Origin of the sequence: Pseudomonas violetae (assembly GCF_023072615.1) — a bacterium.
Lineage (GTDB): Bacteria > Pseudomonadota > Gammaproteobacteria > Pseudomonadales > Pseudomonadaceae > Aquipseudomonas > Aquipseudomonas violetae.
Genome location: NZ_JAKNRW010000017.1, coordinates 62,937 through 85,003, shown reverse-complemented (window position 1 = coordinate 85,003; position 22,067 = coordinate 62,937). Strand labels below are relative to the sequence as shown.

Below are 22,067 nucleotides of genomic sequence, written 5' to 3'. Positions count from 1 at the left end.
ACCCTTTGGCGCGCTGAGCACTAAGGTTCAGTGCGCCGGGATCGACTTCTCTCGAACAAACTCACTACCAGCCATGCTCGCAAGCCCCTTTTTATCAGTATGACTGTTAGCTGGATTTGCGCAGAAAACCCTGCAGCTTCGCAGTAACGAAAGCGGGATTTCCAGGTTGGAGATGTGCCCCGCTTCTGGCGCCAACACGTAGGCGCAATCAATCAACTCGGCCATTCCCCAGGCTTCCCGCAAAACTTGGGCTGCGTGCGTGCCATTTATCAAGGAGAACGGATGAGGTGGGGCAAGAGTTAGTCGTCGAACCACAACAAGGCTGGAATGCGTCAACGTGTTTTAGTTCGCAAAAAACACCAAAGAGAATTAATTCTATTTCTCAATTGACAATAATTATCATTAACCCTAGTTTGTCGCTTGATGTGTGGACAGCGCGGGTCTTCGTGCCGCCCCACTAACCTATTTGCAGCAGGGTGTTTTCCATGACGGAACAAGTATCCACAAGCAGGTGCGACACACCACTACTTCAGGCATTCGTCGACAATCGACTGATACTGGTCAAGATTGCAGCACGCATCACCGGGTGCCGGTCGCGCGCTGAAGACGTGGTACAGGATGCGTTCTTCCGCTTGCATTCCGCGCCGCAGATCACCTCATCCTTCAAGGCGCAGCTCAGCTATCTGTTCCAGATCGTGCGCAACCTGGCGATCGATTACTACCGCAAGCAGGCGCTGGAACAGAAGTATTCCGGCCCTGAAGAGGAAGGCCTGAATGTGGTGATCCAGGGCGCTTCGCCAGAAGCCTCGCACATCAATTTCTCGACCCTGGAAAACATCGCCGACGCACTGACGCAACTGCCCAGCCGCACCCGTTATGCGTTCGAGATGTACCGCCTGCATGGCGTACCGCAAAAGGACATCGCCAAGGAAATGGGCGTGTCGCCGACTCTGGTGAACTTCATGATTCGTGATGCACTGGTGCATTGCCGCAAGGTGTCGGGGAGTCGGGCGGACACTCTTGCGCGGCGCTGAGAAGTGCTTCGGTGAGCATTGCGTCCAGGTGCCAGGTCAAATGCTGGCCGGCGAGATCGCGAGCGCAGAACCCGTAAAAGGCCAGGTGCAAGAGCTCGCTGTTCGGGCGTACGAAGCGTTGCTCAATGGCTGCCCGCCGATGCCGAGGCTCAACCGGTTGGTGGTTTCATCCGCAAAAAGGCAGCTGCCACCGGGCAACGCCAGGGCAGTCAGAGCTTTCAGACCCGGCATGGGTAAGGCTCTCGTTAGTCTTACACTGTTAAACGAGGTGACGTGAGCCGATCAGAGAAAGTTAACCAAATACAGAAATACCCGACCCGCGATTCTCATCAATCCCTTGGAACAGGCACCACGGCGATTCGGTACGGCGCAAAAATCCTCAGCATCTGGCCGTTCTCCCGCAACCCTTGCAGCAACTTGCCAAAGGCTTCACCGCTGATGGGTGCCTCGGGACGAAGGATTGCGTAATGGTGATAGACCTGGTCCACCCGCTGCGATACCAGCAATTGATTGGTCACTTTCGCGTTGCGCAGCAGGTAGTCGCTCAGGTACGAACGTGTGACCAACGCGATGTCCGCACGGCCACGCAGCACCATGAGCAAATTACTGTCATGGGAATAGGTCAGCGAGGCGTTGTAGCGTTGCGCAAGAAATTTGGGGTCGGCATCGAAATTGGCGAATTCGTAGTGATAACCACTGAATAATGCCAAACGTTTACCGGAGAGATCGGCAAAATAGTCCTGCCGCCGATCCGGCAGTTGTTGGGCGACGAATATCTCGGCATCTTCCAGGCCCATATCGACCGTGGTATGGGGAATGCTCTTCCAGCCCCAGTCAGGATTCTCGAAGATCGCCATGTCCACCCGGCCCTGCTTGAAGTCACCAAAGCGGCGGGGAATCGAAGTCGGCACCAGGACAAACTCGTAGTCATGCTGCGCATCATTCAACGCTTCGACGAGTTGTGGCAGCAAGCCAGTGTCAGCCCCCATTTCCGGGCGCACTGTATAGGGAGGGAAATGCGCGGCTCCAACTCGAACCAACTGTGCGGCCTGGGAAGGCAGTACCCATAATGCGGGAAGTGCCGCCAGTAAAAACCGGAAGGCCGTCCGTGTTGGCGAGGACATCAAAACAAGCTACTCCCGAAAATTACGCTCTATGCATTCAAGCTAGGCGGTTTCGCCCGATTAGCCAGTTTCCTGCTGGCAAATCACCACTATCGTGTCTCTTTCAATACCATGATCAGGGCTTCATCCGCCAGTTGATCCAGACTCATGCTGCCGCCGGAGCGAAACCAAGTGGTGGTCCAGGACAGCGCACCCGTCAGAAAACGACGCGTGATGAATACATCGCCGCCAATCATTGCGGCGTCTTTGGCCTCTCCCAGAACCTGCAGCCACAGTTCTTCGTAGATATCGCGCAGGGCCAGAACCTGCGCCTGGCCATCCTCGGACAACGAACGCCACTCGTAGACCAGCACGGCCATGGCCTCGCCGCTGCCACCCATGATCGATTGCAACTCGCAACGAATCAGCGCCAGCACCCGCTCGCGCACGCTCCCGGCCTCGGCCAGGGCTGCACGCATCAGCGCCGTGTTGTAGCGGATAGTTTCCTCCATCACGGCGCGCAGGATGTCGTCCTTGCTTTTGAAGTGATGGAAAATACTGCCCGACTGTATGCCCACGGCGCCGGCCAGGTCGCGTACGGTGGTGCGCTCGTAGCCTTTGTTGCGAAACAGGTGGGCCGCCACTTGCAGCAGTTTGCCGCGGGCGCTGTCCGGGTCGGTCAACTCTCCGTTTTCGACCAGTTCGCGCATCACGCCCAGGGCTTTTTGCTCGTCCACCCATTCTCTCCTACAGTCGATCAATCCAAATACGCCGCCGACCGCTAAAACAGCGGGCTTGCGCGGGCAATTTAAGCTGGTGGCAGCAACCAAGCAAGCGCTTGGGAAGAAGATATTTCAAGGCATTTACAAACCAAGCGCTTGCTTGGTAGTCTCCAATCGCGAATCAGTAGTCTCGCAGCGGTAGTCTCCCAATACTGTCGACGGAGGTGAACATGAAGCCAACTGTGCCTGAAAGCATTCGCATCGGTTGCGCCAGCGCGTTCTGGGGCGACACATCGACGGCGGCGGCGCAGTTGGTGAATGGAGGACACCTGGACTACCTGGTGTTCGACTACCTGGCAGAAATCACGATGTCGATCATGGCCGGGACTCGGATGAAAGATCCCCAGGCTGGTTATGCCAGCGATTTTGTCGAAATCCTTAGTCCGCTGCTCACGCAACTCGCCGATCAAGGCATCCGGGTTATCAGTAACGCTGGCGGGGTCAACCCGCAAGCTTGTGCTGCGGCCTTGCAAGCCGCTTGCGACAAGGCAGGAGTGGCGTTGAAGATCGCCGTACTGCTGGGAGACGACTTGCAACCGCAGTTCAAGCAGCTCAAAACCCTCGGTATCCAGGAGATGTTCAGCGGCGCGCCTTTGCCATCGGCGTGCGTCTCGACCAATGCCTACCTCGGCGCACCGGGCATTGTCGAAGCCTTGCGCCTGGGCGCAGATATCGTGATCACCGGGCGAGTGGTCGACAGTGCCGTGGTCAGCGCAGCCCTGGTGCATGAGTTCGGCTGGTCGTGGCAGGACTACAACAAACTCGCCCAGGCCGCCCTCGCCGGCCATATCATAGAGTGTGGAGCCCAATGCACCGGCGGTAACTTCACCGACTGGCGTGAGGTGCCGGACTACGAGCACATCGGTTTCCCCATCGTCGACGTCAGCCGCGACAGCCAGTTTATCATCAGTAAACCTGAAGGCTCCGGCGGCTTGGTGACACCGCTGACCGTGGGTGAGCAGATGCTCTATGAAATCGGTGACCCGCAGGCCTACCTCTTGCCTGATGTGGTGTGTGATTTCACTCAGGTCAGGCTCGTGCAACAGGGCAAAAACAGGGTTCGGGTGCATGGCGCCAAGGGCTTGCCGCCCACCGACCAATACAAGGTCAGCGCTACCTTACTCGACGGCTTTCGCTGCACCGCCAGTTGCCTGATCGCAGGGATCGATGCGGTCGGCAAAGCCCGACGCGTCAGCGCCGCGATCATCAACAAAACCTCGGAAATTTTCAGCCAGCGCGGCTGGGCGCCCTACAGTGAAGTGAACGTCGAACTGCTCGGCAGCGAAGCCACCTACGGGGCCCACGGCCAGCGCCAGGACAGCCGCGAGGTGGTGATCAAACTGGCCGTGCGGCATCCGGACAAACAGGCGCTGATCCTGTTCTCCCGGGAAATAGCCCAGGCGGCAACTGGCATGGCGCCGGGGTTGACCGGGATCGTCGGTGGGCGGCCGACGGTTTACCCGCTGATCCGCCTGTTCTCTTTCCTGATCGACAAATCCGCGTGCACCCTTGGCATTCACTTTGAAGGCCAGCTTCACCCCTGTCCCCTGCCCCCCATCGCGGTGCTCGACACCCTGGACTTGCCCGTGCCGCTCGATCCGCCCAAGCCTGTCGGCCTGGCCGACGCCAGCGTCAAGCTGGTCAAGCTGGCGGTAGCGCGCTCCGGGGACAAGGGCAACCACAGCAACATCGGCATCATGGCCCGCGAAGCGCAGTACCTGCCATGGATCGCCGAAGCCCTGACCCCGCAAGTACTGGTCGACTGGATGAGCCATGTCCTCGACCCGGTTCACGGGCGAGTCGAGCGCTGGTACCTGCCGGCCACCCACAGCCTGAACTTCCTGCTGGAGAACGCCCTCGGCGGCGGTGGTGTGGCCAGCCTGCGCATCGACCCGCAAGGCAAGGCGTTCGCCCAGCAGTTACTGGAAATCCAGATACCGGTGCCCCAGAGCATCGCCGACCAGGTCAACTAGAGGACTGCCACCGTGGCCTACGATTCGAACTTCAAAGCCGGTCTGTTTGTCGGGCAAAATATCATAGTGACCGGTGGCGGCAGCGGGATCGGCCGTTGCACCGCCCATGAACTGGCAGCACTGGGCGCTCATGTGCTGCTGGTGGGACGCAACGCGGCAAAGCTGAAGAACGTCGCCAGCGAGATTACCGAAGATGGCGGCCAGGCCGATTGGATCGTGTGCGATATCCGTGAGGAAGAAACGGTCCGGCACATTGTCAGCGAATTGATCCGCCAGCACGGCCCCATCCATGGTCTGGTCAATAATGCCGGCGGGCAATTCCCCTCGGCGCTGGCCTCGATCAACCAGAAGGGTTTCGAAACCGTGATGCGCACCAACCTGGTGGGCGGTTTCCTGATGGCTCGGGAAGTGTTCAATCAATCCATGAGCAAGCACGGCGGCGCGATCGTCAACATGCTCGCCGACATGTGGGGCGGCATGCCGGGCATGGGACATTCCGGCGCCTCGCGCTCGGGCATGGACAATCTGACGAAAACCGCAGCATTCGAGTGGGGGTATGCCGGCGTGCGGGTCAACGCGGTGGCGCCCGGCTGGATCGCCTCAAGTGGCATGGACACTTACGAGGGTGCGTTCAAAGCGGTGATTCCCACCCTGCGCGAGTATGTGCCGCTCAAGCGTATCGGCACCGAATCGGAAGTCAGCGCGGCGATCGTTTTCCTGCTCAGCCCCGCGGCAGCATTTATCAGTGGCAGTACCCTGCGCATCGATGGCGCGGCGAGTCTCGGCGGGCGGGCGTGGCCGATGCAAAGGGCGCACAACAGCGAGTCATACAACGGCTTTCACCGTGCGTACTTACCCGAAGTACTTCAGGACAAGGACTAAGCCATGCCGGTCATACAGTCCCAGGTCGACCCCTTCAGCAAACAGTTCGCGCAAAACCGCGCCGCGATGCTGGCGGGTGTCGAGCAAATTCGTCAGCTCGAACAGAATCTTCTGAACAAGGCTGCCGAGGCCAAATCCCGGTTCGACCAGCGCGGGCAATTGCTGCCCAGAGAACGTCTCAACCTGTTGCTGGATCCCGGCGCACCTTTTCTCGAATTGGCGGGTCTGGCCGGCTACAAGCTGCACGATGACAAGGATGGCAATTCGGCCGGTGGCGGCCTGATCGCAGGCATCGGTTACGTGTCGGGTGTGCGGGTGCTGGTGGTGGCAAATAACAGCGCGATCAAGGGCGGGACCATTTCCCCCAGCGGCTTGAAGAAATCCCTGCGACTGCAGCAAATCGCCATGGAAAACAAACTGCCGATCATTACCCTGGCCGAGAGCGGTGGCGCCAATCTCAATTATGCGGCGCAGATTTTTGTCGAAGGTGCACGCAGCTTTGCCAATCAGGCGCGGATGTCGGCCATGGGCTTGCCGCAGATCACTGTGGTGCACGGCTCGGCCACGGCGGGCGGTGCTTATCAGCCGGGCCTGTCGGATTATGTGGTGGTGGTACGCGGCAAGGCCAAGCTGTTTCTCGCCGGACCTCCACTGCTCAAGGCTGCTACCGGCGAGATCGCCACCGATGAGGAGCTCGGCGGCGCCGAGATGCACGCACAAGTGGCAGGCACAGCGGATTACCTGGCAGAAAACGATGCCGATGGCGTGCGCCAGGTGCGCGAGATTCTGCGCTTGCTGCCATGGAACGCGCGACTTGTCGTTCCCCCTCTGCCCCCCTTCGAAGAACCGCTCTACCCCATCGACGAGTTGCTTGGGCTGATTCCCTCTGACCCGAAAAAGCCCTATGACGCGCGCGAAATCATTGCACGGATCGCCGACGGTTCGAACTTCCTCGAGTTCAAGGGCGAGTACGATCAGCAGACAATCTGTGGGCATTTGCACATTCAGGGCCGTGCCTGCGGCTTCATCGGCAACAACGGCCCGATCACCCCCCGAGGGGCGAGCAAGGCGGCGCAATTCATTCAGCTGTGTGACCAGAGCCAGACGCCGCTGCTGTTCTTTCACAACACCACCGGGTTCATGGTCGGCACCGAATCGGAACAGCAAGGCGTGATCAAACATGGCGCAAAGATGATCCAGGCGGTCGCCAACGCCCGCGTAGCCAAACTGACGATTGTCGTCGGCGGTTCTTATGGTGCCGGCAACTACGCAATGTGCGGTCGCGGCCTCGACCCGCGGTTCATCTTCGCCTGGCCCAACAGCCGCACGGCGGTCATGGGTGGTGCCCAGGCGGGCAAGGTACTGCGCATCGTTACCGAGGCCAAACAACTCAAGGACGGCCTGGTGCCCGACCCGAAAATGCTCGACATGCTGGAACAGGTCACCGCGCAGAAACTCGACGGCCAATCCACTGCGCTGTATGGCAGCGCCAACGTGTGGGACGACGGTTTGATCGATCCGCGCGACACCCGGACCTTGCTCGGTTACCTGCTGGACATATGCCACGAGGCCGAAGTGCGGCCATTGCACGCCAACAGTTTTGGTGTAGCCCGCTTCTAAGCGGCGATCAGGAGAACAATAACAATGATCTTCACCCAGGAACACGAAGCACTGCGCCGCACGGTTCGCCAATTTGTCGATCACGAAATCAACCCTCACGTCGACGCGTGGGAAAAGGCCGGGCGCTTCCCCATCCACGAGATCTTTCGCAAGGCCGGCGAGCTGGGCCTGCTGGGCATTTCCAAGCCGGAAAAATTTGGCGGCATGGGGCTGGACTACAGCTATTCGATCGTCGCCGCCGAGGAGTTCGGCACTATTCATTGCGGCGGCATTCCGATGTCCATCGGTGTGCAGACCGACATGTGCACGCCGGCACTGGCACGCTTCGGTTCTGATGAATTGCGCGATGAGTTCCTGCGCCCGGCGATCACTGGCGAGCAGGTCGGTTGCATCGGAGTCTCGGAGGTCGGAGCCGGCTCGGACGTCGCCGGCTTGAAAACCAGCGCACGCAAGGACGGCGACGACTACGTGATCAACGGCAGCAAAATGTGGATCACCAACTCGCCGAGTGCCGATTTCATCTGCTTGCTGGCTAACACTTCGGACGACAAACCGCACATCAACAAGTCGCTGATCATGGTGCCGATGAAGACTGCAGGCATCAGCCTCAGCTCACACCTGGACAAGCTCGGCATGCGCAGCTCGGAAACCGCCCAGGTGTTTTTTGACAACGTGCGCGTGCCGCAGCGCAACCGCATCGGCCACGAAGGGGCGGGCTTCATGATGCAGATGCTGCAGTTCCAGGAAGAACGCCTGTTCGGTGCGGCCAACATGCTCAAGGGCCTGGAGTACTGCGTCGACAGCACCATCGAGTACTGCAAGGAGCGCAAGACTTTTGGCAATGCGCTGATCGACAACCAGGTTATTCACTTTCGCCTGGCCGAACTGCAAACCGAAATCGAGTGCCTGCGGGCGCTGGTCTATCAGGCCACCGAGCAATACATCAAGGGCCAGGACGTCACCCGCCTGGCATCGATGGCCAAGCTCAAGGCCGGGCGCCTGGGACGTGAGGTCAGCGACAGCTGCCTGCAATACTGGGGCGGCATGGGCTTCATGTGGGACAACCCGGTGGCACGGGCCTATCGCGATGTGCGCCTGGTATCGATCGGCGGGGGCGCCGACGAAATCATGCTGGGGATCATCTGCAAACTCATGGGCATCCTGCCGGGGAAGAAAAAATGACCCACTTGCCGGTGTGCCAGACGTTGCTGCTCGAACTGCATAACGGCGTGTTGCACGTCACCCTCAATCGCCCGGAAAGTCGCAACGCCATGAGCTTGCAAATGGTCGCCGAACTGCGTGCCCTGCTGGCGAGCGTGCGCGAGGACCAGGCAATTCGTGCAATGGTGATTGGAGGCGCCGGTGGGCATTTTTGCGCCGGTGGCGACATCAAGGACATGGCCAACGCCCGAGCTCAAGGTCCGGACGGTTTTCGCGAACTGAACCGTGCGTTCGGTGCGCTGCTGCAGGAAGTGCAGCACGCGCCGCAAGTGGTGATCACCGTGCTGCAAGGTGCAGTGCTGGGCGGTGGCCTGGGCCTGGCATGCGTGAGCGACGTCGCGTTGGCGGATCACCAGGCGCAGTTCGGTCTGCCGGAGACCAGCCTCGGCGTATTGCCCGCGCAGATTGCCCCGTTCGTGGTGCAGCGCATTGGCCTGACCCAGGCACGGCGCCTGGCGCTGACGGCCGCGCGATTTGATGGCACCCAGGCGCGACGAATCGGCCTGGTGCATTTCGTTGAGCATGACGCCCAGGCCTTGGCCGAGCGTCTCGATGAAGTACTGGCCCATGTGCTGTGTTGCGCGCCAGGGGCGAATGCCACGACTAAAAAGCTGTTGCTGGCGAGTGCCGGGCAGCCGACTGATGCCTTGCTGGATGAAGCGGCGCAATGGTTCAGCGACGCAGTGTCCGGGTCTGAAGGGGTCGAGGGAACAATGGCTTTCGTGCAAAAACGCAAACCAGGGTGGGCTCCCTGAAAGCATCACAGGCAAGCCAGCTCCCACAGGGTTCGTCAACGCCACAAATCGCCTGTGGGAGCGGGCTTGCCCGCGAAGAGGCCCTCAAATTCACCGAGTAACCAGAGCGAAGACCTCATGCCCTCCTTCAAAAAAATATTGGTCGCCAACCGCGGTGAAATCGCCTGTCGCATCCAGCGCACCGCCCAAGCCCTTGGCTATCGCACCGTCGCCGTGTTCAGCGAAGCCGACGCCCAAGCCCTGCACGTGCACATGGCCGATGAGGCGGTGAACATCGGCCCGGCCCCAGTGCAACAGTCTTACCTGAACATTGCTGCAATCATCGACGCCGCCCGCCGCACCGGTGCCGACGCCATTCACCCGGGCTACGGTTTCCTCTCGGAAAACGCCGGCTTCGCCCTCGCCTGCCGGGACGCCGGCCTGACCTTCATCGGCCCGAGCCCCGAAGCCATCGAACTGATGGGCAGCAAACGCCTGTCGAAAATCGCCATGCTGGCCGCCGACGTGCCCTGTATCAACGGCTATCAAGGTGCCGAACAAGATGACGCCAGCCTTGCCCGCGAAGCAGCGCGCATTGGTTATCCGCTGATGATCAAGGCCAGTGCCGGAGGCGGCGGTCGCGGCATGCGCCTGGTGCACGATGCCAGCGATTTGCTGCAACAGATCCACACCGCACGTTCCGAAGCGCTGAACGGGTTTGGCAGCGATGAACTGATCCTCGAACAGGCGTTGATCGATCCACGGCATGTCGAGGTGCAACTGTTCGGCGACCAGCACGGCAACTTGATTTACCTCGGCGAGCGCGACTGTTCGATTCAGCGTCGCCATCAGAAAGTCATCGAGGAAGCGCCCTGCCCGGTCATGACCGATGCCTTGCGCCAGGCCATGGGTGAAGCGGCGCTCAAGGCTGGCCGCGCGGTGAATTACGTCGGCGCCGGTACCGTGGAATTCCTGCTGGACAGCCAAGGCAGGTTTTACTTCCTGGAAATGAACACCCGCCTGCAAGTCGAGCACCCGGTGACTGAAATGATCACCGGCCTCGATTTGGTGGCGTGGCAGCTTCTGGTGGCGCAAGGATTGGCGCTGCCGTTGCGCCAGGAACAAGTGCAGCTCAGCGGCCATGCCATCGAAGTGCGCTTGTATGCCGAAGACCCCACCCAGGGCTTTTTACCGCAAACCGGACTCGTCGAGGCGTGGGAACCGGCCTTGCTCGGTGATGTTCGCATCGACCATGGCCTGCTTGCCGGCCAGCGTATCAGCCCGTTCTATGATCCGATGCTCGGCAAAATCATCGCTCACGGTGCCACCCGCGAGGAAGCCCGGCGCAAGTTGCTGCGCGCCGTGCAGGACAGCGTGCTACTGGGCGTACAGACCAATCAGGTGTTGCTCGCGCAGTTGCTGGAACATCCGCAATTCGTAAGCGGCGAATTCAGCACCGGGTTCATCGCGACCCATTTCGCCGATCACGACTGTTTGCACCCCAGGGTTGCGAGCGCTGCAGACCTGGCGATCGCTGCCGCATTGCTCCATCACCATTCGGCCCGGGAACATGCCGCACCGCTGGCCAGCTGGCGCAACAACGCCAGCGTTGCGCTGCACTATCGCCTGGGGTTGGATGAACAGGACTGGGCCGTTGAACTCAATGCCGAGGCCGGACAACCCTACCGGATCCAAATCGCCGGTCAGGCCCTGACCCTGAACATCATTGACTGCGACGGCTGTTGGTCGACCCTGGAACTCGACGGCATCCGCCAACGGCATGCCTACCGTCTCGAGGCCGGACACCTGTGGCTGTTCACCCGCCCCGGCAGCCTGTGCCTGGAAGACCGCACGCAAGCGCCGGTCAGCACGCGGGCCAGCATCAGTTCCGGCACCCTCAAGGCGCCGATGGATGGCGCTATTGTCGACGTGCTGGTCAGCGAAGGCAGTCCCGTGCGCAAAGGTCAGCTGCTTGTGGTGCTGGAGGCCATGAAAATGGAGCATCCGCTAAAGTCGGGGATCGATGGTGTGCTCAAGCGATTGCAGGTCAGCGTCGGCGACCAGGTGAAAAATCGGCAGATTTTGCTCGAGGTCGAATAAGCCGCTAGGCGCAACCGCAGGGTTTGGCTACGCTCAAAGCCTATCAGGACGCGGATACCAGGAAACCTGCGATGCCCAATTGGCTGGTCATTGATCTTGAAGCCACCACCGATGAGGGTGGTTGGCCAGTAACGGAAATGGAAATCATCGAAATCGGCGCCACCCTGGTGGATCGCAAAGGTCGAGAAGTCGACCATTTCCAGCGTTTCGTGCGGCCGCTACGCCGTCCCTTGCTGACGCCGTTCTGCCGCGAACTGACGCACATTACCCAGGCCAACATCGAGGCTGCGCAGCCCTTGGACGAAGTCTGGGGTGCATTCGAGCGCTGGCTCGGCCAGCACCAATCGGGCCTGGAGGGCTGGGTCAGTTGGGGCGACTACGATCGCCAGCAACTGGTCCAGGAGTGGCAGCGCTTGCAACTCGACAGCCTGCTCAGCCGGGTGCTGCACATCAATCTCAAGCAACGCTTCGCCAAAGTGCGCAGACTGGAACGCCCGCTAGGCCTCAACGCTGCCCTGCAGCTGGCGGGCATGCAATTCACCGGGCAGCAACATCGGGCACTCGAGGATGCGCGTAACACAGCACGCCTGTTGCCGCTGATTCTCCCCGCCTAGAGTGGTGACGGCGCCCAGGGGCTTGTGCATACTGGCCGGCCCTTTTAAGCCCTTTTCGAGGAATCGCCCATGTTTAAAGTCAACGAGTACTTCGACGGCACCGTCAAGTCCATCGCCTTCGGCACCGCAGAAGGTCCGGCGACTATTGGCGTCATGGCACCGGGCGAATATGAATTCGGCACCAGCCAGCGTGAAATCATGCATGTCGTGAGCGGTGCACTGACCGTCAAACTGCCGGACAGCACCGACTGGGAAACCTTTGCCGCGGGCAGCCAGTTCAATGTGCCAGCCAACAGCAAATTCCAGCTGAAAGTGGCCGTCGATACGGCCTACCTGTGCGAATACCGCGGCTAAACCTGCGGTTTTTCACAGCACAAAAAATGCCCGGTTCTTTTGACCCGGGCATTTTCATTTCCGACCCGGTTACTCGAGCACAGTGACTGGCATGCCAACTTCCAGTCGGCCGTTGCCGTCGTTCACCAGATTCTGACCGAACATGGCGCCGTCCGCCTGGGCCCGGTATTTCTGCAAAGTGGCCAAGGGTTCACGGTCTTCGCTGCGTTGGCCGGTCTGTGGATCGATCGTGGTCAGGATGCAGCGCGAACACGACTTGACCACGCGGAATTCAACTTCACCGATGCGAATGCGCTTCCAGCTATCCTCGGCGAATGCGTCGCTGCCTTCGATCACCAGGTTGGGTCGAAAACGCAGCATTTCCAACGGACGCCCGACCCGTTGCGACAGGTCTTCCAGGGACGCCTGGCCGATCAGCAACAGCGGAAAACCGTCGGCGAACGCCACTTGATCGTCGTCTTTGCCGTAGCCGGCCTGGGTGGTGCGCGCACGATCGAGGGGGATCTGCACCAGGCGAGTCGGTTTGCCGATGAATTGACTGACCCAGGCACCCGCCTCATCTCCGGCATCAGGCACGCGCAGGCTGTCGCGAAAGATGGTGACTCCGCGCAGTTCGGCGTCGCTGCCAGGCAAGGCGATATCCAGGGTCGGATGCCCGGGAGCGCTGAGCGTCAGGCCGCCCTGGGCATTCCACAATGCGCACAACTGGCTCATTGTGGCCACCGCACGCTGGGTGAGGAAGCGGCCGCTGGCTTCGTCCACGAGCATCCAGCGTCGATCGCCGTCCAGGCCCAATTTGTCCAGGCCGGCCTGTTGCAGGGTCTCGCCTTTGCCGGACTTAAGGGGATAACGGTAGAGTGCGCTCAGATGCAGCATGGCTAGCTTCCTGGGGGAAAAACGCCACCCTATACGAGCTTGGGGTTTGAATCAAAGGTCCGGTTTTTGGCGTTGATCAAACCGGCACTTCATCCAGCATCAAGCGCTGGCGCACCACATCAACCAGCTTGTCCGGCTGGAACTTGGACAGGAAATTGTCACAGCCGACCTTTTTCACCATCGACTCGTTGAAACTGCCGGACAACGACGTATGCAGCACCACGTAAAGCCCGCGCAGACGTGGATCGTTACGGATCTCGGTGGTCAGGCGATAGCCATCCATTTCCGGCATCTCTGCGTCGGTGAACACCATCAGCAGCTTGTCGGTCATGTTCTCCCCCGTGTCTGCCCAGGCCTTCAGCATCCGCAAGGCCTTGAGGCCATCGCTGGCGATATGCATCTTCACACCCAACTGACCCAGGGTGTCGCGCAATTGCGCCAAGGCCACATTCGAGTCATCCACCAGCAGCACTTCTCGGCCCCGCGCGCGTTCGAGCACCGGGTCCTCAAGTTTCTCGCGGGAAACCTTGGCGTTGTACGGAACAATCTCCGCCAGGACTTTCTCGACATCGATGATTTCTACCAACTGCTCATCAACCTTGCTGATTGCGGTCAGGTAATGCTGGCGGCCGGCGCTGGTCGGCGGAGGCAGGATGGCTTCCCAGTTCATGTTGACAATCCGGTCAACGCCACTGACCAGGAACGCCTGCACCGAGCGATTGTATTCGGTGACGATGATCGTGCTGGTCGGTCCCGGAACCAATGGCCGCATGCCGATAGCCTGAGACAAGTCGATCACCGGCAGGGTCTGCCCCCGCAAGTTGACCACGCCGCAAACGAATGGATGGCGCTGAGGCATCAGGGTCAGCTTTGGCATCTGCAACACTTCCTGGACCTTGAACACGTTGATCGCGAACAGTTGCCGACCTGCCAGGCGGAACATGAGAATTTCCAGGCGATTCTCACCCACCAGTTGCGTGCGTTGGTCTACCGTGTCGAGAATGCCGGCCATCATGACTCCTGGTCTTGTTCGGGTGAATTCATTAAAGAGGGTTATCGGCTGCTGAACGCAGATCTTGACCCCTCATGAAGATGCCATGATCAAGCATTGATGCCACATTGACATCATGCTCTACTGGCATGGATTTCCGAGCCCTGCACCTCCGAGCGCGACAATCTTTTGCTCGCAAGGTTCCCTTGCCTAAGGGTTTCCCCTACACGCAATCAGGCCCGACCTGATGTTCGTCCTCTCCGATAGACACTATTGTGACGCCATTCTCATTGCATGAACGGAGTCGGCTTTTGTGTGCGATCGAAGGCAAGTGGTCTTGTGCCCGACCGAATACGCGGGCACTCGTCCAGAACAGCAGGAGCGCAACCGCCCACGTCGCCACACACGACAATTGCTCATTTGACATGATGTTGTGGAGTTAGCATGCGAATCGACCATAAAGTGTGGGCCCAGCGGTTCACCGAGTTTCAAGTCGAGGCGGAACTGCTTTTGGCCAAAACAGAGGAATGCCTGACTCATTTGCAGTTGATCAGCAATGACAACGATGCGATCGACTGCATTCTCAGTACTCTGCTCAAGCTGGCGAGCAAGGCTGACGCACTCGCACTTGCAGCGGTGTCGGGCTTTTCACTGCATATTCACAGCGTGCTCAGCCATGCCCACCATCACATGCCATTGCACGACGAGGCGCTCGGCGCGCTGAAAGACTGCCTGACGCTGATCGCCTGGCAACTTGAGCTGATCGATCAGAATACCGGGCAGCTCTTCCTCGATGACAGCGAGCAGACGGAGCTGATTGAAGCATTCGCGTTTCAGGTCGGCCAGCGCCAGTTCCAGCCGCCCATGAACGCAAAACCTTTTACCCTGGTGGGTTTGGCGGCTCACGCCTGACACCGCGCGACCACGGCTGTAGGGCGAGTCGTGTAAGCGTGTGGGCTGACGGTTTAGCCTCTGATGCCCGCACGACCAACGGTATCTTCGGTGTTATCATACCGACCGTTAATTGACGTCAATGAATGGCGCATTGATCCCACACCCGGATACGCCATTGCACTGGCTATCTTCCCGCAGCGAACATTCATTGGCTCCATCCGTTATGTACGCCAGCCTGAAGTCGATCATCCCGTGGCCACCCTCCCCCGTGAATGCGCGACGGCTGACACTGTTGCTGTGTACCAGCTCGGTCCTGGGCAACCTGCTGGTCTACTGCATGTCGCTGCAGTTGCCGCCTGGCCTGCTGGCGCTAAACTTAGCGACGCTGTTGACCCTGTGGCTGCAACATCATCTTTCCAGCTCAATGATCAAGTTTCAGCCGCAGGAGCTGGCCGATCGGATGCTACAGGTTCAGGAAAACGAACGTCATCGCCTCAGTCGCGAGTTGCACGACGATATCGGCCAATTGCTGACGGCGGCCAAGCTACAAAGTGACTGGCTCAAACGCCGCATGCCCGAGGAGCTGCAAGGCCATTGCACAATGCTTTGCGACACGATCGAGGAAACCCTGTTGAAGGTTCGCGATGTGTCGGCGATTCTCAATCCCCGGCAGTTGGCCAGTCTTGGCCTGGAAGCCAGCTTGCGCGCGCATCTGCTCAAGGCTTTGGCCAATACAGCAGTGCACTGGAGCCTTGAGTGCCAGCAGCGCCTGATCGGCATTCCCGAGGAAACGGCCGTCGCGGCCTTTCGACTCACCCAGGAAGCGGTGACCAACGTGCTGCGCCATGCCAGGGCGACAAACCTGCTGGTGCGTCTGCAGCGCCTGCCCCAGGGTTTATCACTGTCGATCAGCGACGATGGCCAGGGATTCACCCCTGCGAAAGACCCGGGTCTTGAAGGACAGCGCGGCATGGCCGGCATGGCCGAGCGGGTCCAACTACTGGGCGGCACATTGTCGGTCACCAGCGAGCCCAATAAAGGCACACGTATCGAAGCACTTTTCCCCTGGGCGCCTCGCGCGCTTGAACGGGCCTGTACGAATAAGGTTCTGCATTGACTTATAACTTGATTCTGGTGGATGACCACTCGCTGATAAGGGCTGGCGTGCGCGCCCTGGTGTTGGATATTCCTGGTTACTCGGTGGTCGGGGAAGCCAGCGACGGCTCACACCTGGTCGAGATGGTCGAGCATCTGGTGCCGGACATCGTCCTGCTGGATATTTCCATGAAAGGAACCGGTGGTCTGGAGGCTCTGCATCGACTCAAGCGCGCGTGCCCCCAGTGCAAGGTCTTGATCCTGTCCATGCACACAGATCCCGCCCTGATCATGCAGGCGCTGGAGTCCGGTGCACACGGCTATCTGCTCAAGGACACTACCGCCACAGAGCTCGAACAAGCGCTGGACGCCCTGCGTAACAACGAACGCTATCTGAGCCCGGGCATCGCCCACACCGTGATCAACCAGGCGTTGGTGCGCAACCGCACAAGCCAGGCGCAAACCAGCAATGCCCATAACCTGACGGCGCGCCAATTGGAAATCCTGCGCCTGATCGTTCGCGGAACATCCACCCGGGAAATCGCCAGCGGCCTTGGATTGAGCATCAAGACTGTGGAAACCCATCGCTCGCAGATCATGAAACGCTTGCAGATCTACGACGTGGCCGGACTGGTTCTGTTTGCAGTGCGTGAGCGGATCATCAGTCTGGATGATTAGCGATCGTCGAACCACTCAACAAGGGTGAGTCTTGCGGCAGATGCACTCGAAGGGCTGCCGGGCGAGCAGCAAAGCGCAGGCTTTCACCTTCCAGTGGCTCGCCATCAAGGTTGATGAAGAGGCCCTCCGAAACCTTGATTTCGACCCAAGGCAAGCGGGCACGCACAAACATATTGTCAAGACCGAAGCCATCAGCCAGCAGGTCCTTAAAGGTACCCATCAGCTCTTGGGGCGCAGGCAGAATGCTGATATCAAGCAAACCATCGTCAGCCAGCGCGTCAGGGCACAGGACCTGCCCGCCTCCGGCCTGTCGACCATTGCCGATCCCCAACGCCAGTAGTTCGCCACTCCAGTGAAAATCAGGCCCCTGCAACTCGCCGTAGGCGGCGTGTAACTCGCTGAAGCGCGACAATCCAGTAAATAGGTAAGCTGCGCCGCCCAAAACTTTTTTCAGATCTTCCGAGGTATTGGCGGTGACCTGGCTTCCGAATCCGCCCGTGGCCATGTTCAGGAACACCTGCCCACCTACTTCCCCCAGGTCAATGGCGCTTGCCGGAGCATCCAACAGCTCCAACGCGGGTCCAGGTTCCAGCGGCACCCCGGCGGCGCGCGCAAAATCATTGGCGGTGCCCAGGGGCATCAGTACCAGGCTGGCCTCTGCGGAGTGGCTTGCGATTGCTTCGGCGATATCGCGCAGGGTGCCATCCCCCCCCCCGGCGATGATCTGCGAATAACCTGCGGCCAGTGCCTCATCGACCAGTCGCTGGGCATCGCCAGCCTCCCAGGTCACTCGTACGGCCAGGTCCCAGCCTTGCTGCCGTTTCTTTTCAACTGCGGTACGCACCGCTTCGTTGAGCGCTTGTTTGCCGTGCAGAATCAACAGCGCCTTGCGTTCGCTCATGGCACTCACTCCCAGGATTGGATTACGTATGGCAGATGTTGACCTCGCCCACGGCCAAAAAAGCCGTAAACAAACTAATTATTTAAGCGAAGTAAGAGGGGCGTCCTACAGCACGGTATTTTTTCTTACAAAAGGACAGGAATCGGCTCAATTGACCATCTGCATTGATTGGTCCAATTTGGCGACTTCTGTTACCAGCCGCCCGGAAGAGAAGTGGATATGGAATCTCGCGTCGTTGAACTGAAGGCCCACCTCACGCACATCCACCGAGAAATGGATGAACTGCGCAGAACCGTCAGGATCATCAAGCACCGCCTTGCCTATTCGGCTGGTGCTACAGTTGTGGTCCTGGGTGTACTGGGGTGGATCGCCAACAGCCGTTTCGATCAGGTGGTGACTTTGCTGGCTCGATGAACGGGCGCCAGACACGCATCCTGTCGGCGCAGATCCGCAGCTCTATTGACCCGGTCTGCGTGACAGGCATGCAGCACGCGTCAGCCCAGTACTTCACTCAGCGGTATAAACCCAACAGACTCACCTTCGGCCAGCGTGCGATCTTCCCGCACTTCCACCAGCCCCTCGGCCCACGCTGCACTGCGCAGCACACCCGAGCTCTGGTTCTTGTAGATAATCGCCCGGCCGTTCTCCAAACGCCCTCGCAAGTACTCGCGGCGATTGCCTGCCATCGGCCAGTCGAAACCCGCCGGCACCTGGAATTTCAGGGGCTCTACATCCCGCACGCCCTGACGGCGCAAGAGATAAGGCCGGGTCAATAAGGCGAAGGTCACCAGCGTCGAGGCTGGATTACCTGGCAGGCCGATGACCGGCACCCCGCGAAAATGCCCGAAGGTCAGCGGCTTTCCAGGCTTGATCGCGAGCTTCCAGAGGGTCAACTCACCCTCTTCGCGCAAGGCAATGCCGAGAAAATCAGCCTCACCCACCGAGACGCCTCCGGTGGAAAGGATCAGGTCGACGTCATTGAACTGGCCGAGGCGAGCGCGGGTAGTGGGCAGATCGTCGGGGAGAATACCGGCGTCAATCACCTCGCAACCCAGGCGTTGCAACCAACTGCAGAGCAGCACCCGGTTGCTGTTGTAGATTTGCCCAGGGCCGAGGACCTGGCCGGGCTCGATCAGTTCATCGCCTGTGGACAGCACCGCAACGCGAACCTTGCGAATGACCTCCAGCTCCGCACAGCCCAGTGAAGCCGCCAGGCCCTGTTCAATCGGGCCCAGACGAGTACCGGCAGCCAGCACCTGTTCTCCGACAGTGGTTTCCTGGCCCTGAGGACGAATATTTTGCCCGACGCCCATGGCTTGGATGAACCTTACCCGATCGTCCGGCTGGACCTCGGCGTTCTCCTGCATCTCGACGCAATCGGCGCCCGCCGGCACCGGTGCACCGGTGAAAATCCGCGCACAAGTACCAGGCTGCAGCGGCGGCGGTGCGGTGCCGGCGAAAATCTTCTGGCTGACCACCAACGGTTCGCCGGTCCAGTCGGACAGGCGCAACGCATAGCCGTCCATGGCGCTGTTCGGCCAGGGCGGCAAATCCAGGGTCGAGAGCAAATCCTCGGCCAGTATCCGGCCCTGCAACTGGGCCAGCGGCAAGCGTTCACGCTGCAGAATCGGCGTGGCAGCAGCCATTTCCAGCAGGCGTGCCAGTGCCACTTCGACAGGCATCAGAGTGCCGGTCTTGCCTGGCTTACCCACGGGATTCACAGGGTGCCGCCTGTTTCAGGTGAGCCACGAAGTTGCAGGGGCGGTGCCGCGAATCCAACTGCTCGGCGAGGATGCCATCCCACCCGGTGCGCACTGCATTGGTCGAGCCTGGCAGGCAGCAGACCAGCGTGCCATTGGCCAGGCCGGCCAGCGCACGTGACTGCACGGTGGAGGTGCCGATGTCGGCGACTGATATCTGCCGGAACAGCTCGCCAAATCCGTCGACCTGTTTGTCCAGCAGGCAGCTCACCGCCTCCGGCGTGCTGTCGCGCCCGGTGAAACCGGTGCCGCCAGTGATCAGTACGACCTGCACTACGTCTTCAGCAATCCAGTGGGCGACTTGCGCTCGAATTTTGTAAAGATCATCTTTGAGCAATACCCGCTCGGCCAGATTATGCCCGGCAGCGCTCAGGCGGTCGACGAAGACCTGGCCAGAAGTGTCGGTTTCCAGGGTGCGGGTGTCGCTGACCGTGAGCACCGCGATGTTGAGCGGCGCGAAAGGTACATCAGCCTTGGCTGTCATAGGCTCGTCCAGTTGTAGGAAAAACAGGCCGGTGTTATATCACAGCCCCCACTTTTTTCGCCGCCCCATGGAGACCCGCCATGACCCTCGAAACCCGATTGCCGCCCTGCTCCATTCTTCTCCTGGCCGGCGGGCGAGGCCAACGTATGGGGGGGCAGGACAAAGGGTTACTGGACTGGCATGGCGAGCCGCTGATTGCTCATCTGCACCGCAAGACTCGTCATCTGAGCGATGATCTGATTATTTCCTGCAACCGCAATCTGGACAAATACGCACCTTACGCCGACCGCCTGGTGCATGACGATGAAGGGGATTTTCCAGGGCCCTTGGCAGGAATTCGCGCAGGCCTGCACGCCGCGCGCCACCCTTTAATGATGGTCTTGCCCTGTGATGTGCCACGCATCGATGCTGCGCTGCTGCGGAACATGCGTGAAACGGCCAGCCGGCATCCTGACAAGCCACTGATGCTGCGTCATGGCGAACATTGGGAGCCGCTGCTGTGCATTATCCCCGTCGCCCTTCGCGAGGCATTCGATGACGCCTGGAACCAGGGTGAACGCAGCCCGGGCCGAATCATGCGCACCCTGGGTTCGATCGCGTTGCAATGCCCCGAAAACGACCCGCGGCTGGCCAACCTGAACACCCCGGAGCTGTTAAGCATCGCGGGCACTGTGACAGACTCACACTAGCCAAGGAACTTGCGCGCGTTGTATACGTCTACAAGCTCAGTAACCAAAGAATTCATATCGGAGACACACTCATGACTCAACGGACCCTCGCCACTTTCATGCTCGCACTGGGCCTTGCGACCCTTGCTGGTTGCTCTTCGCCTACCGTGATTACCTTGAATGATGGTCGCGAAATCCAGGCTGTCGACTCGCCAAAATACGATGAAGATTCCGGGTTCTACGAATTCCAGCAACTCGACGGTAAAGAAACCCGCATCAACAAGGATCAGGTTCGTACCGTTAAAGAGCTGTAATCTTCACGGCGACACCCGATACAGAAAAGCCCGCTTTGGCGGGCTTTTTCATGTCTGGAGGGCCGTGATCACCAATCCAGCACCAGCGAGCTTTCAAATTCACGCTCTCGGCCGGTAACCGGATCCGTGAAGCGCAAGGCCTGGGCCAGCAGCTTCAAGGGATTGGCATAGTCGTCGACAACGTCCTTGAGTACTTGGGGATAGAACGGGTCATTGCAGATACCCGCGCCCAGGGCGGACATGTGCACCCGCAACTGATGCTTCTTGCCCGTGACCGGATAAAGACCATAACGCCAGAGATTGCCGTTCTTTTCTTTCACCTCCACAGCTGTCTCGGTATTACTCACACCCGGACCTTCCTGCATGCGAAAAAACGGTTCGCCCTCCACCAGCCGACTCTTGTGCACCTGCGGGAAAGACAGGCCGGGCAATGCAGGGGCGATAGCTTCGTAGCGTTTTTCGATCTGCCGGGTCGGGAACAGGGATTGATAGGCTGAGCGGCTGTCAGGGTTGGCTGAAAACAACACGAGCCCCGCAGTGTGGCGATCGATGCGATGCAGCGGCACCAGGTGCGGGTTGTCCAGGCGGCGGATCAACCTGCGCAACAAGGTTTGCTCGACATATTCGCCCGCAGGCGTCACCGGCAGGAAGTGCGGCTTGTCCGCCACCACCAGATGCTCATCTGCATACAGGATCGACTCGATCACGGGGATCGGCTTTTCATCCCGGACTTCCCGAAAATAGTGTATGCGCAGACCTTCCTTGTACGGCAGGTCGAGGGGAATAGGCTGCCCAAAGCCGTCCAAAACGCGACCACGGGCAATTCGGTCGAGCCACTGATCGCGACCGATGGCACTGAAGTGTTCGCACAGGCAATCAAGCACGGTATGCCAGGCACCCGGGGGCAGATACAGAGTACTGGCTTGATTGCGCGCAGCAGAAAAAGATGAAGTGGACATAAGAACGCTCGAACCCCTAATGCAGGTAAG

Annotated in this window: 22 protein-coding genes and 2 pseudogenes; 15 read left to right on the top strand and 9 right to left on the bottom strand. The window is 59.7% G+C overall.

The genetic code is table 11. From position 1 onward, the window contains the following. Positions 1-106: 106 nt before the first annotated feature. Positions 107-225, bottom strand: a pseudogene (locus L9059_RS31040) (alpha/beta fold hydrolase); the annotation flags it as partial. Between the two features lie 260 nt (positions 226-485). On the opposite strand from L9059_RS31040, the gene L9059_RS19035 reads away from it, so the two are divergent. Beyond that, on the top strand, positions 486-1,034 hold the full coding sequence (locus L9059_RS19035; protein WP_247292483.1) for an RNA polymerase factor sigma-70: 549 nt from the start codon (positions 486-488) through the stop codon (positions 1,032-1,034). A gap of 329 nt (positions 1,035-1,363) precedes the next feature. Here the strand turns inward: L9059_RS19035 and L9059_RS19030 are convergent, their stop codons facing one another. Beyond that, a complete protein-coding gene (locus tag L9059_RS19030; protein ID WP_247292482.1) occupies positions 1,364-2,158 on the bottom strand; it encodes a substrate-binding periplasmic protein in 795 nt (264 codons plus the stop codon). 89 nt (positions 2,159-2,247) lie between these two features. Continuing rightward, positions 2,248-2,874, bottom strand: coding sequence for a TetR/AcrR family transcriptional regulator (locus L9059_RS19025; protein ID WP_247292481.1), 627 nt, complete (start codon positions 2,872-2,874; stop codon positions 2,248-2,250). A gap of 215 nt (positions 2,875-3,089) precedes the next feature. On the opposite strand from L9059_RS19025, the gene L9059_RS19020 reads away from it, so the two are divergent. The 8 genes from L9059_RS19020 (at position 3,090) to ppnP (ending at position 12,417) form a co-directional block, all read left to right on the top strand. Next, positions 3,090-4,892 carry an acyclic terpene utilization AtuA family protein gene (locus L9059_RS19020; RefSeq protein WP_282615540.1) on the top strand — a complete coding sequence of 601 codons (1,803 nt, stop codon included), beginning with the start codon at positions 3,090-3,092 and terminating at the stop codon, positions 4,890-4,892. Between the two features lie 12 nt (positions 4,893-4,904). Then, positions 4,905-5,774, top strand: a complete 870-nt coding sequence (locus L9059_RS19015; RefSeq protein WP_247292480.1) for an SDR family oxidoreductase — start codon at positions 4,905-4,907, stop codon at positions 5,772-5,774. Positions 5,775-5,777: 3 nt separating this feature from the next. Then, on the top strand, positions 5,778-7,394 hold the full coding sequence (locus tag L9059_RS19010) for an acyl-CoA carboxylase subunit beta (RefSeq protein WP_247292479.1): 1,617 nt from the start codon (positions 5,778-5,780) through the stop codon (positions 7,392-7,394). A 24-nt stretch (positions 7,395-7,418) separates the two neighbouring features. Further along, the gene (gene atuD / locus L9059_RS19005) at positions 7,419-8,576 is read left to right on the top strand and encodes a citronellyl-CoA dehydrogenase (protein WP_247292478.1); all 1,158 of its coding nucleotides are present in this window, start codon (positions 7,419-7,421) and stop codon (positions 8,574-8,576) included. Then, a complete protein-coding gene (locus tag L9059_RS19000) occupies positions 8,573-9,370 on the top strand; it encodes an enoyl-CoA hydratase/isomerase family protein (RefSeq protein WP_247292477.1) in 798 nt (265 codons plus the stop codon). The genes atuD and L9059_RS19000 overlap by 4 nt, the downstream gene beginning before the upstream one ends. Before the next feature lie 117 nt (positions 9,371-9,487). Beyond that, complete coding sequence (locus L9059_RS18995; protein ID WP_247292476.1) at positions 9,488-11,449, top strand: acetyl/propionyl/methylcrotonyl-CoA carboxylase subunit alpha; 1,962 nt, start codon at positions 9,488-9,490, stop codon at positions 11,447-11,449. A 71-nt stretch (positions 11,450-11,520) separates the two neighbouring features. Next, entirely contained in the window at positions 11,521-12,063 is a 543-nt protein-coding gene (locus L9059_RS18990) for a 3'-5' exonuclease (protein ID WP_247292475.1), read from the top strand. 69 nt (positions 12,064-12,132) lie between these two features. Next, positions 12,133-12,417, top strand: coding sequence for a pyrimidine/purine nucleoside phosphorylase (ppnP, locus tag L9059_RS18985; protein WP_045058110.1), 285 nt, complete (start codon positions 12,133-12,135; stop codon positions 12,415-12,417). A 69-nt stretch (positions 12,418-12,486) separates the two neighbouring features. Here ppnP and L9059_RS18980 read toward each other — a convergent pair whose 3' ends face one another. Both L9059_RS18980 and L9059_RS18975 read right to left on the bottom strand, forming a co-directional pair. Continuing rightward, entirely contained in the window at positions 12,487-13,293 is an 807-nt protein-coding gene (locus L9059_RS18980) for an MOSC domain-containing protein (RefSeq protein WP_247292474.1), read from the bottom strand. Positions 13,294-13,369: 76 nt separating this feature from the next. Beyond that, positions 13,370-14,305 (bottom strand): chemotaxis protein CheV, encoded by a 936-nt coding sequence (locus L9059_RS18975; protein WP_247292473.1) that lies wholly within the window; start codon positions 14,303-14,305, stop codon positions 13,370-13,372. 423 nt (positions 14,306-14,728) lie between these two features. Here L9059_RS18975 and L9059_RS18970 point away from each other — a divergent pair, with 423 nt between their 5' ends. The 3 genes from L9059_RS18970 to L9059_RS18960 all read left to right on the top strand — a co-directional run bounded on the left by L9059_RS18970 (position 14,729) and on the right by L9059_RS18960 (position 16,951). Further along, entirely contained in the window at positions 14,729-15,196 is a 468-nt protein-coding gene (locus L9059_RS18970; protein ID WP_247292472.1) for a hypothetical protein, read from the top strand. 205 nt (positions 15,197-15,401) lie between these two features. Then, on the top strand, positions 15,402-16,295 hold the full coding sequence (locus tag L9059_RS18965) for a sensor histidine kinase (RefSeq protein WP_247292514.1): 894 nt from the start codon (positions 15,402-15,404) through the stop codon (positions 16,293-16,295). Further along, positions 16,292-16,951, top strand: a complete 660-nt coding sequence (locus L9059_RS18960) for a response regulator (protein WP_247292471.1) — start codon at positions 16,292-16,294, stop codon at positions 16,949-16,951. The genes L9059_RS18965 and L9059_RS18960 overlap by 4 nt, the downstream gene beginning before the upstream one ends. On the opposite strand, the gene yegS is transcribed toward L9059_RS18960, so the two are convergent. After that, complete coding sequence (gene yegS / locus L9059_RS18955; protein ID WP_247292470.1) at positions 16,935-17,852, bottom strand: lipid kinase YegS; 918 nt, start codon at positions 17,850-17,852, stop codon at positions 16,935-16,937. The genes L9059_RS18960 and yegS overlap by 17 nt on opposite strands. 201 nt (positions 17,853-18,053) lie before the next feature. Between yegS and L9059_RS18950 the strand changes: the two are divergent. After that, positions 18,054-18,266 (top strand): annotated as a pseudogene (locus L9059_RS18950) (hypothetical protein); the annotation flags it as partial. Between the two features lie 80 nt (positions 18,267-18,346). Here L9059_RS18950 and L9059_RS18945 read toward each other — a convergent pair. Beyond that, on the bottom strand, positions 18,347-19,534 hold the full coding sequence (locus tag L9059_RS18945) for a molybdopterin molybdotransferase MoeA (RefSeq protein ID WP_247292513.1): 1,188 nt from the start codon (positions 19,532-19,534) through the stop codon (positions 18,347-18,349). A gap of 22 nt (positions 19,535-19,556) precedes the next feature. Next, the gene (gene moaB / locus L9059_RS18940) at positions 19,557-20,096 is read right to left on the bottom strand and encodes a molybdenum cofactor biosynthesis protein B (RefSeq protein ID WP_247292469.1); all 540 of its coding nucleotides are present in this window, start codon (positions 20,094-20,096) and stop codon (positions 19,557-19,559) included. 80 nt (positions 20,097-20,176) lie between these two features. Here moaB and mobA point away from each other — a divergent pair, with 80 nt between their 5' ends. Together mobA and L9059_RS18930 are read left to right on the top strand one after the other, a co-directional pair. After that, the gene (gene mobA, locus L9059_RS18935) at positions 20,177-20,785 is read left to right on the top strand and encodes a molybdenum cofactor guanylyltransferase MobA (RefSeq protein ID WP_247292468.1); all 609 of its coding nucleotides are present in this window, start codon (positions 20,177-20,179) and stop codon (positions 20,783-20,785) included. Positions 20,786-20,856: 71 nt separating this feature from the next. Continuing rightward, complete coding sequence (locus tag L9059_RS18930; RefSeq protein WP_247292467.1) at positions 20,857-21,078, top strand: YgdI/YgdR family lipoprotein; 222 nt, start codon at positions 20,857-20,859, stop codon at positions 21,076-21,078. Between the two features lie 68 nt (positions 21,079-21,146). On the opposite strand, the gene L9059_RS18925 is transcribed toward L9059_RS18930, so the two are convergent. Continuing rightward, positions 21,147-22,037 (bottom strand): pseudouridine synthase, encoded by an 891-nt coding sequence (locus tag L9059_RS18925; RefSeq protein WP_247292466.1) that lies wholly within the window; start codon positions 22,035-22,037, stop codon positions 21,147-21,149. Between the last annotated feature and the right edge of the window lie 30 nt (positions 22,038-22,067).

Coding starts and splice junctions, on each gene's coding strand:
- L9059_RS19035 (WP_247292483.1), top strand. CDS start 486: ATGACGGAACAAGTATCCACAAGCAGGTGCGACACACCACTACTTCAG.
- L9059_RS19030 (WP_247292482.1), bottom strand. CDS start 2,158: ATGTCCTCGCCAACACGGACGGCCTTCCGGTTTTTACTGGCGGCACTT.
- L9059_RS19020 (WP_282615540.1), top strand. CDS start 3,090: ATGAAGCCAACTGTGCCTGAAAGCATTCGCATCGGTTGCGCCAGCGCG.
- L9059_RS19010 (WP_247292479.1), top strand. CDS start 5,778: ATGCCGGTCATACAGTCCCAGGTCGACCCCTTCAGCAAACAGTTCGCG.
- atuD (WP_247292478.1), top strand. CDS start 7,419: ATGATCTTCACCCAGGAACACGAAGCACTGCGCCGCACGGTTCGCCAA.
- L9059_RS19000 (WP_247292477.1), top strand. CDS start 8,573: ATGACCCACTTGCCGGTGTGCCAGACGTTGCTGCTCGAACTGCATAAC.
- L9059_RS18995 (WP_247292476.1), top strand. CDS start 9,488: ATGCCCTCCTTCAAAAAAATATTGGTCGCCAACCGCGGTGAAATCGCC.
- L9059_RS18990 (WP_247292475.1), top strand. CDS start 11,521: ATGCCCAATTGGCTGGTCATTGATCTTGAAGCCACCACCGATGAGGGT.
- ppnP (WP_045058110.1), top strand. CDS start 12,133: ATGTTTAAAGTCAACGAGTACTTCGACGGCACCGTCAAGTCCATCGCC.
- L9059_RS18980 (WP_247292474.1), bottom strand. CDS start 13,293: ATGCTGCATCTGAGCGCACTCTACCGTTATCCCCTTAAGTCCGGCAAA.
- L9059_RS18975 (WP_247292473.1), bottom strand. CDS start 14,305: ATGGCCGGCATTCTCGACACGGTAGACCAACGCACGCAACTGGTGGGT.
- L9059_RS18970 (WP_247292472.1), top strand. CDS start 14,729: ATGCGAATCGACCATAAAGTGTGGGCCCAGCGGTTCACCGAGTTTCAA.
- L9059_RS18965 (WP_247292514.1), top strand. CDS start 15,402: ATGTACGCCAGCCTGAAGTCGATCATCCCGTGGCCACCCTCCCCCGTG.
- yegS (WP_247292470.1), bottom strand. CDS start 17,852: ATGAGCGAACGCAAGGCGCTGTTGATTCTGCACGGCAAACAAGCGCTC.
- L9059_RS18945 (WP_247292513.1), bottom strand. CDS start 19,534: ATGCCTGTCGAAGTGGCACTGGCACGCCTGCTGGAAATGGCTGCTGCC.
- moaB (WP_247292469.1), bottom strand. CDS start 20,096: ATGACAGCCAAGGCTGATGTACCTTTCGCGCCGCTCAACATCGCGGTG.
- mobA (WP_247292468.1), top strand. CDS start 20,177: ATGACCCTCGAAACCCGATTGCCGCCCTGCTCCATTCTTCTCCTGGCC.
- L9059_RS18930 (WP_247292467.1), top strand. CDS start 20,857: ATGACTCAACGGACCCTCGCCACTTTCATGCTCGCACTGGGCCTTGCG.
- L9059_RS18925 (WP_247292466.1), bottom strand. CDS start 22,037: ATGTCCACTTCATCTTTTTCTGCTGCGCGCAATCAAGCCAGTACTCTG.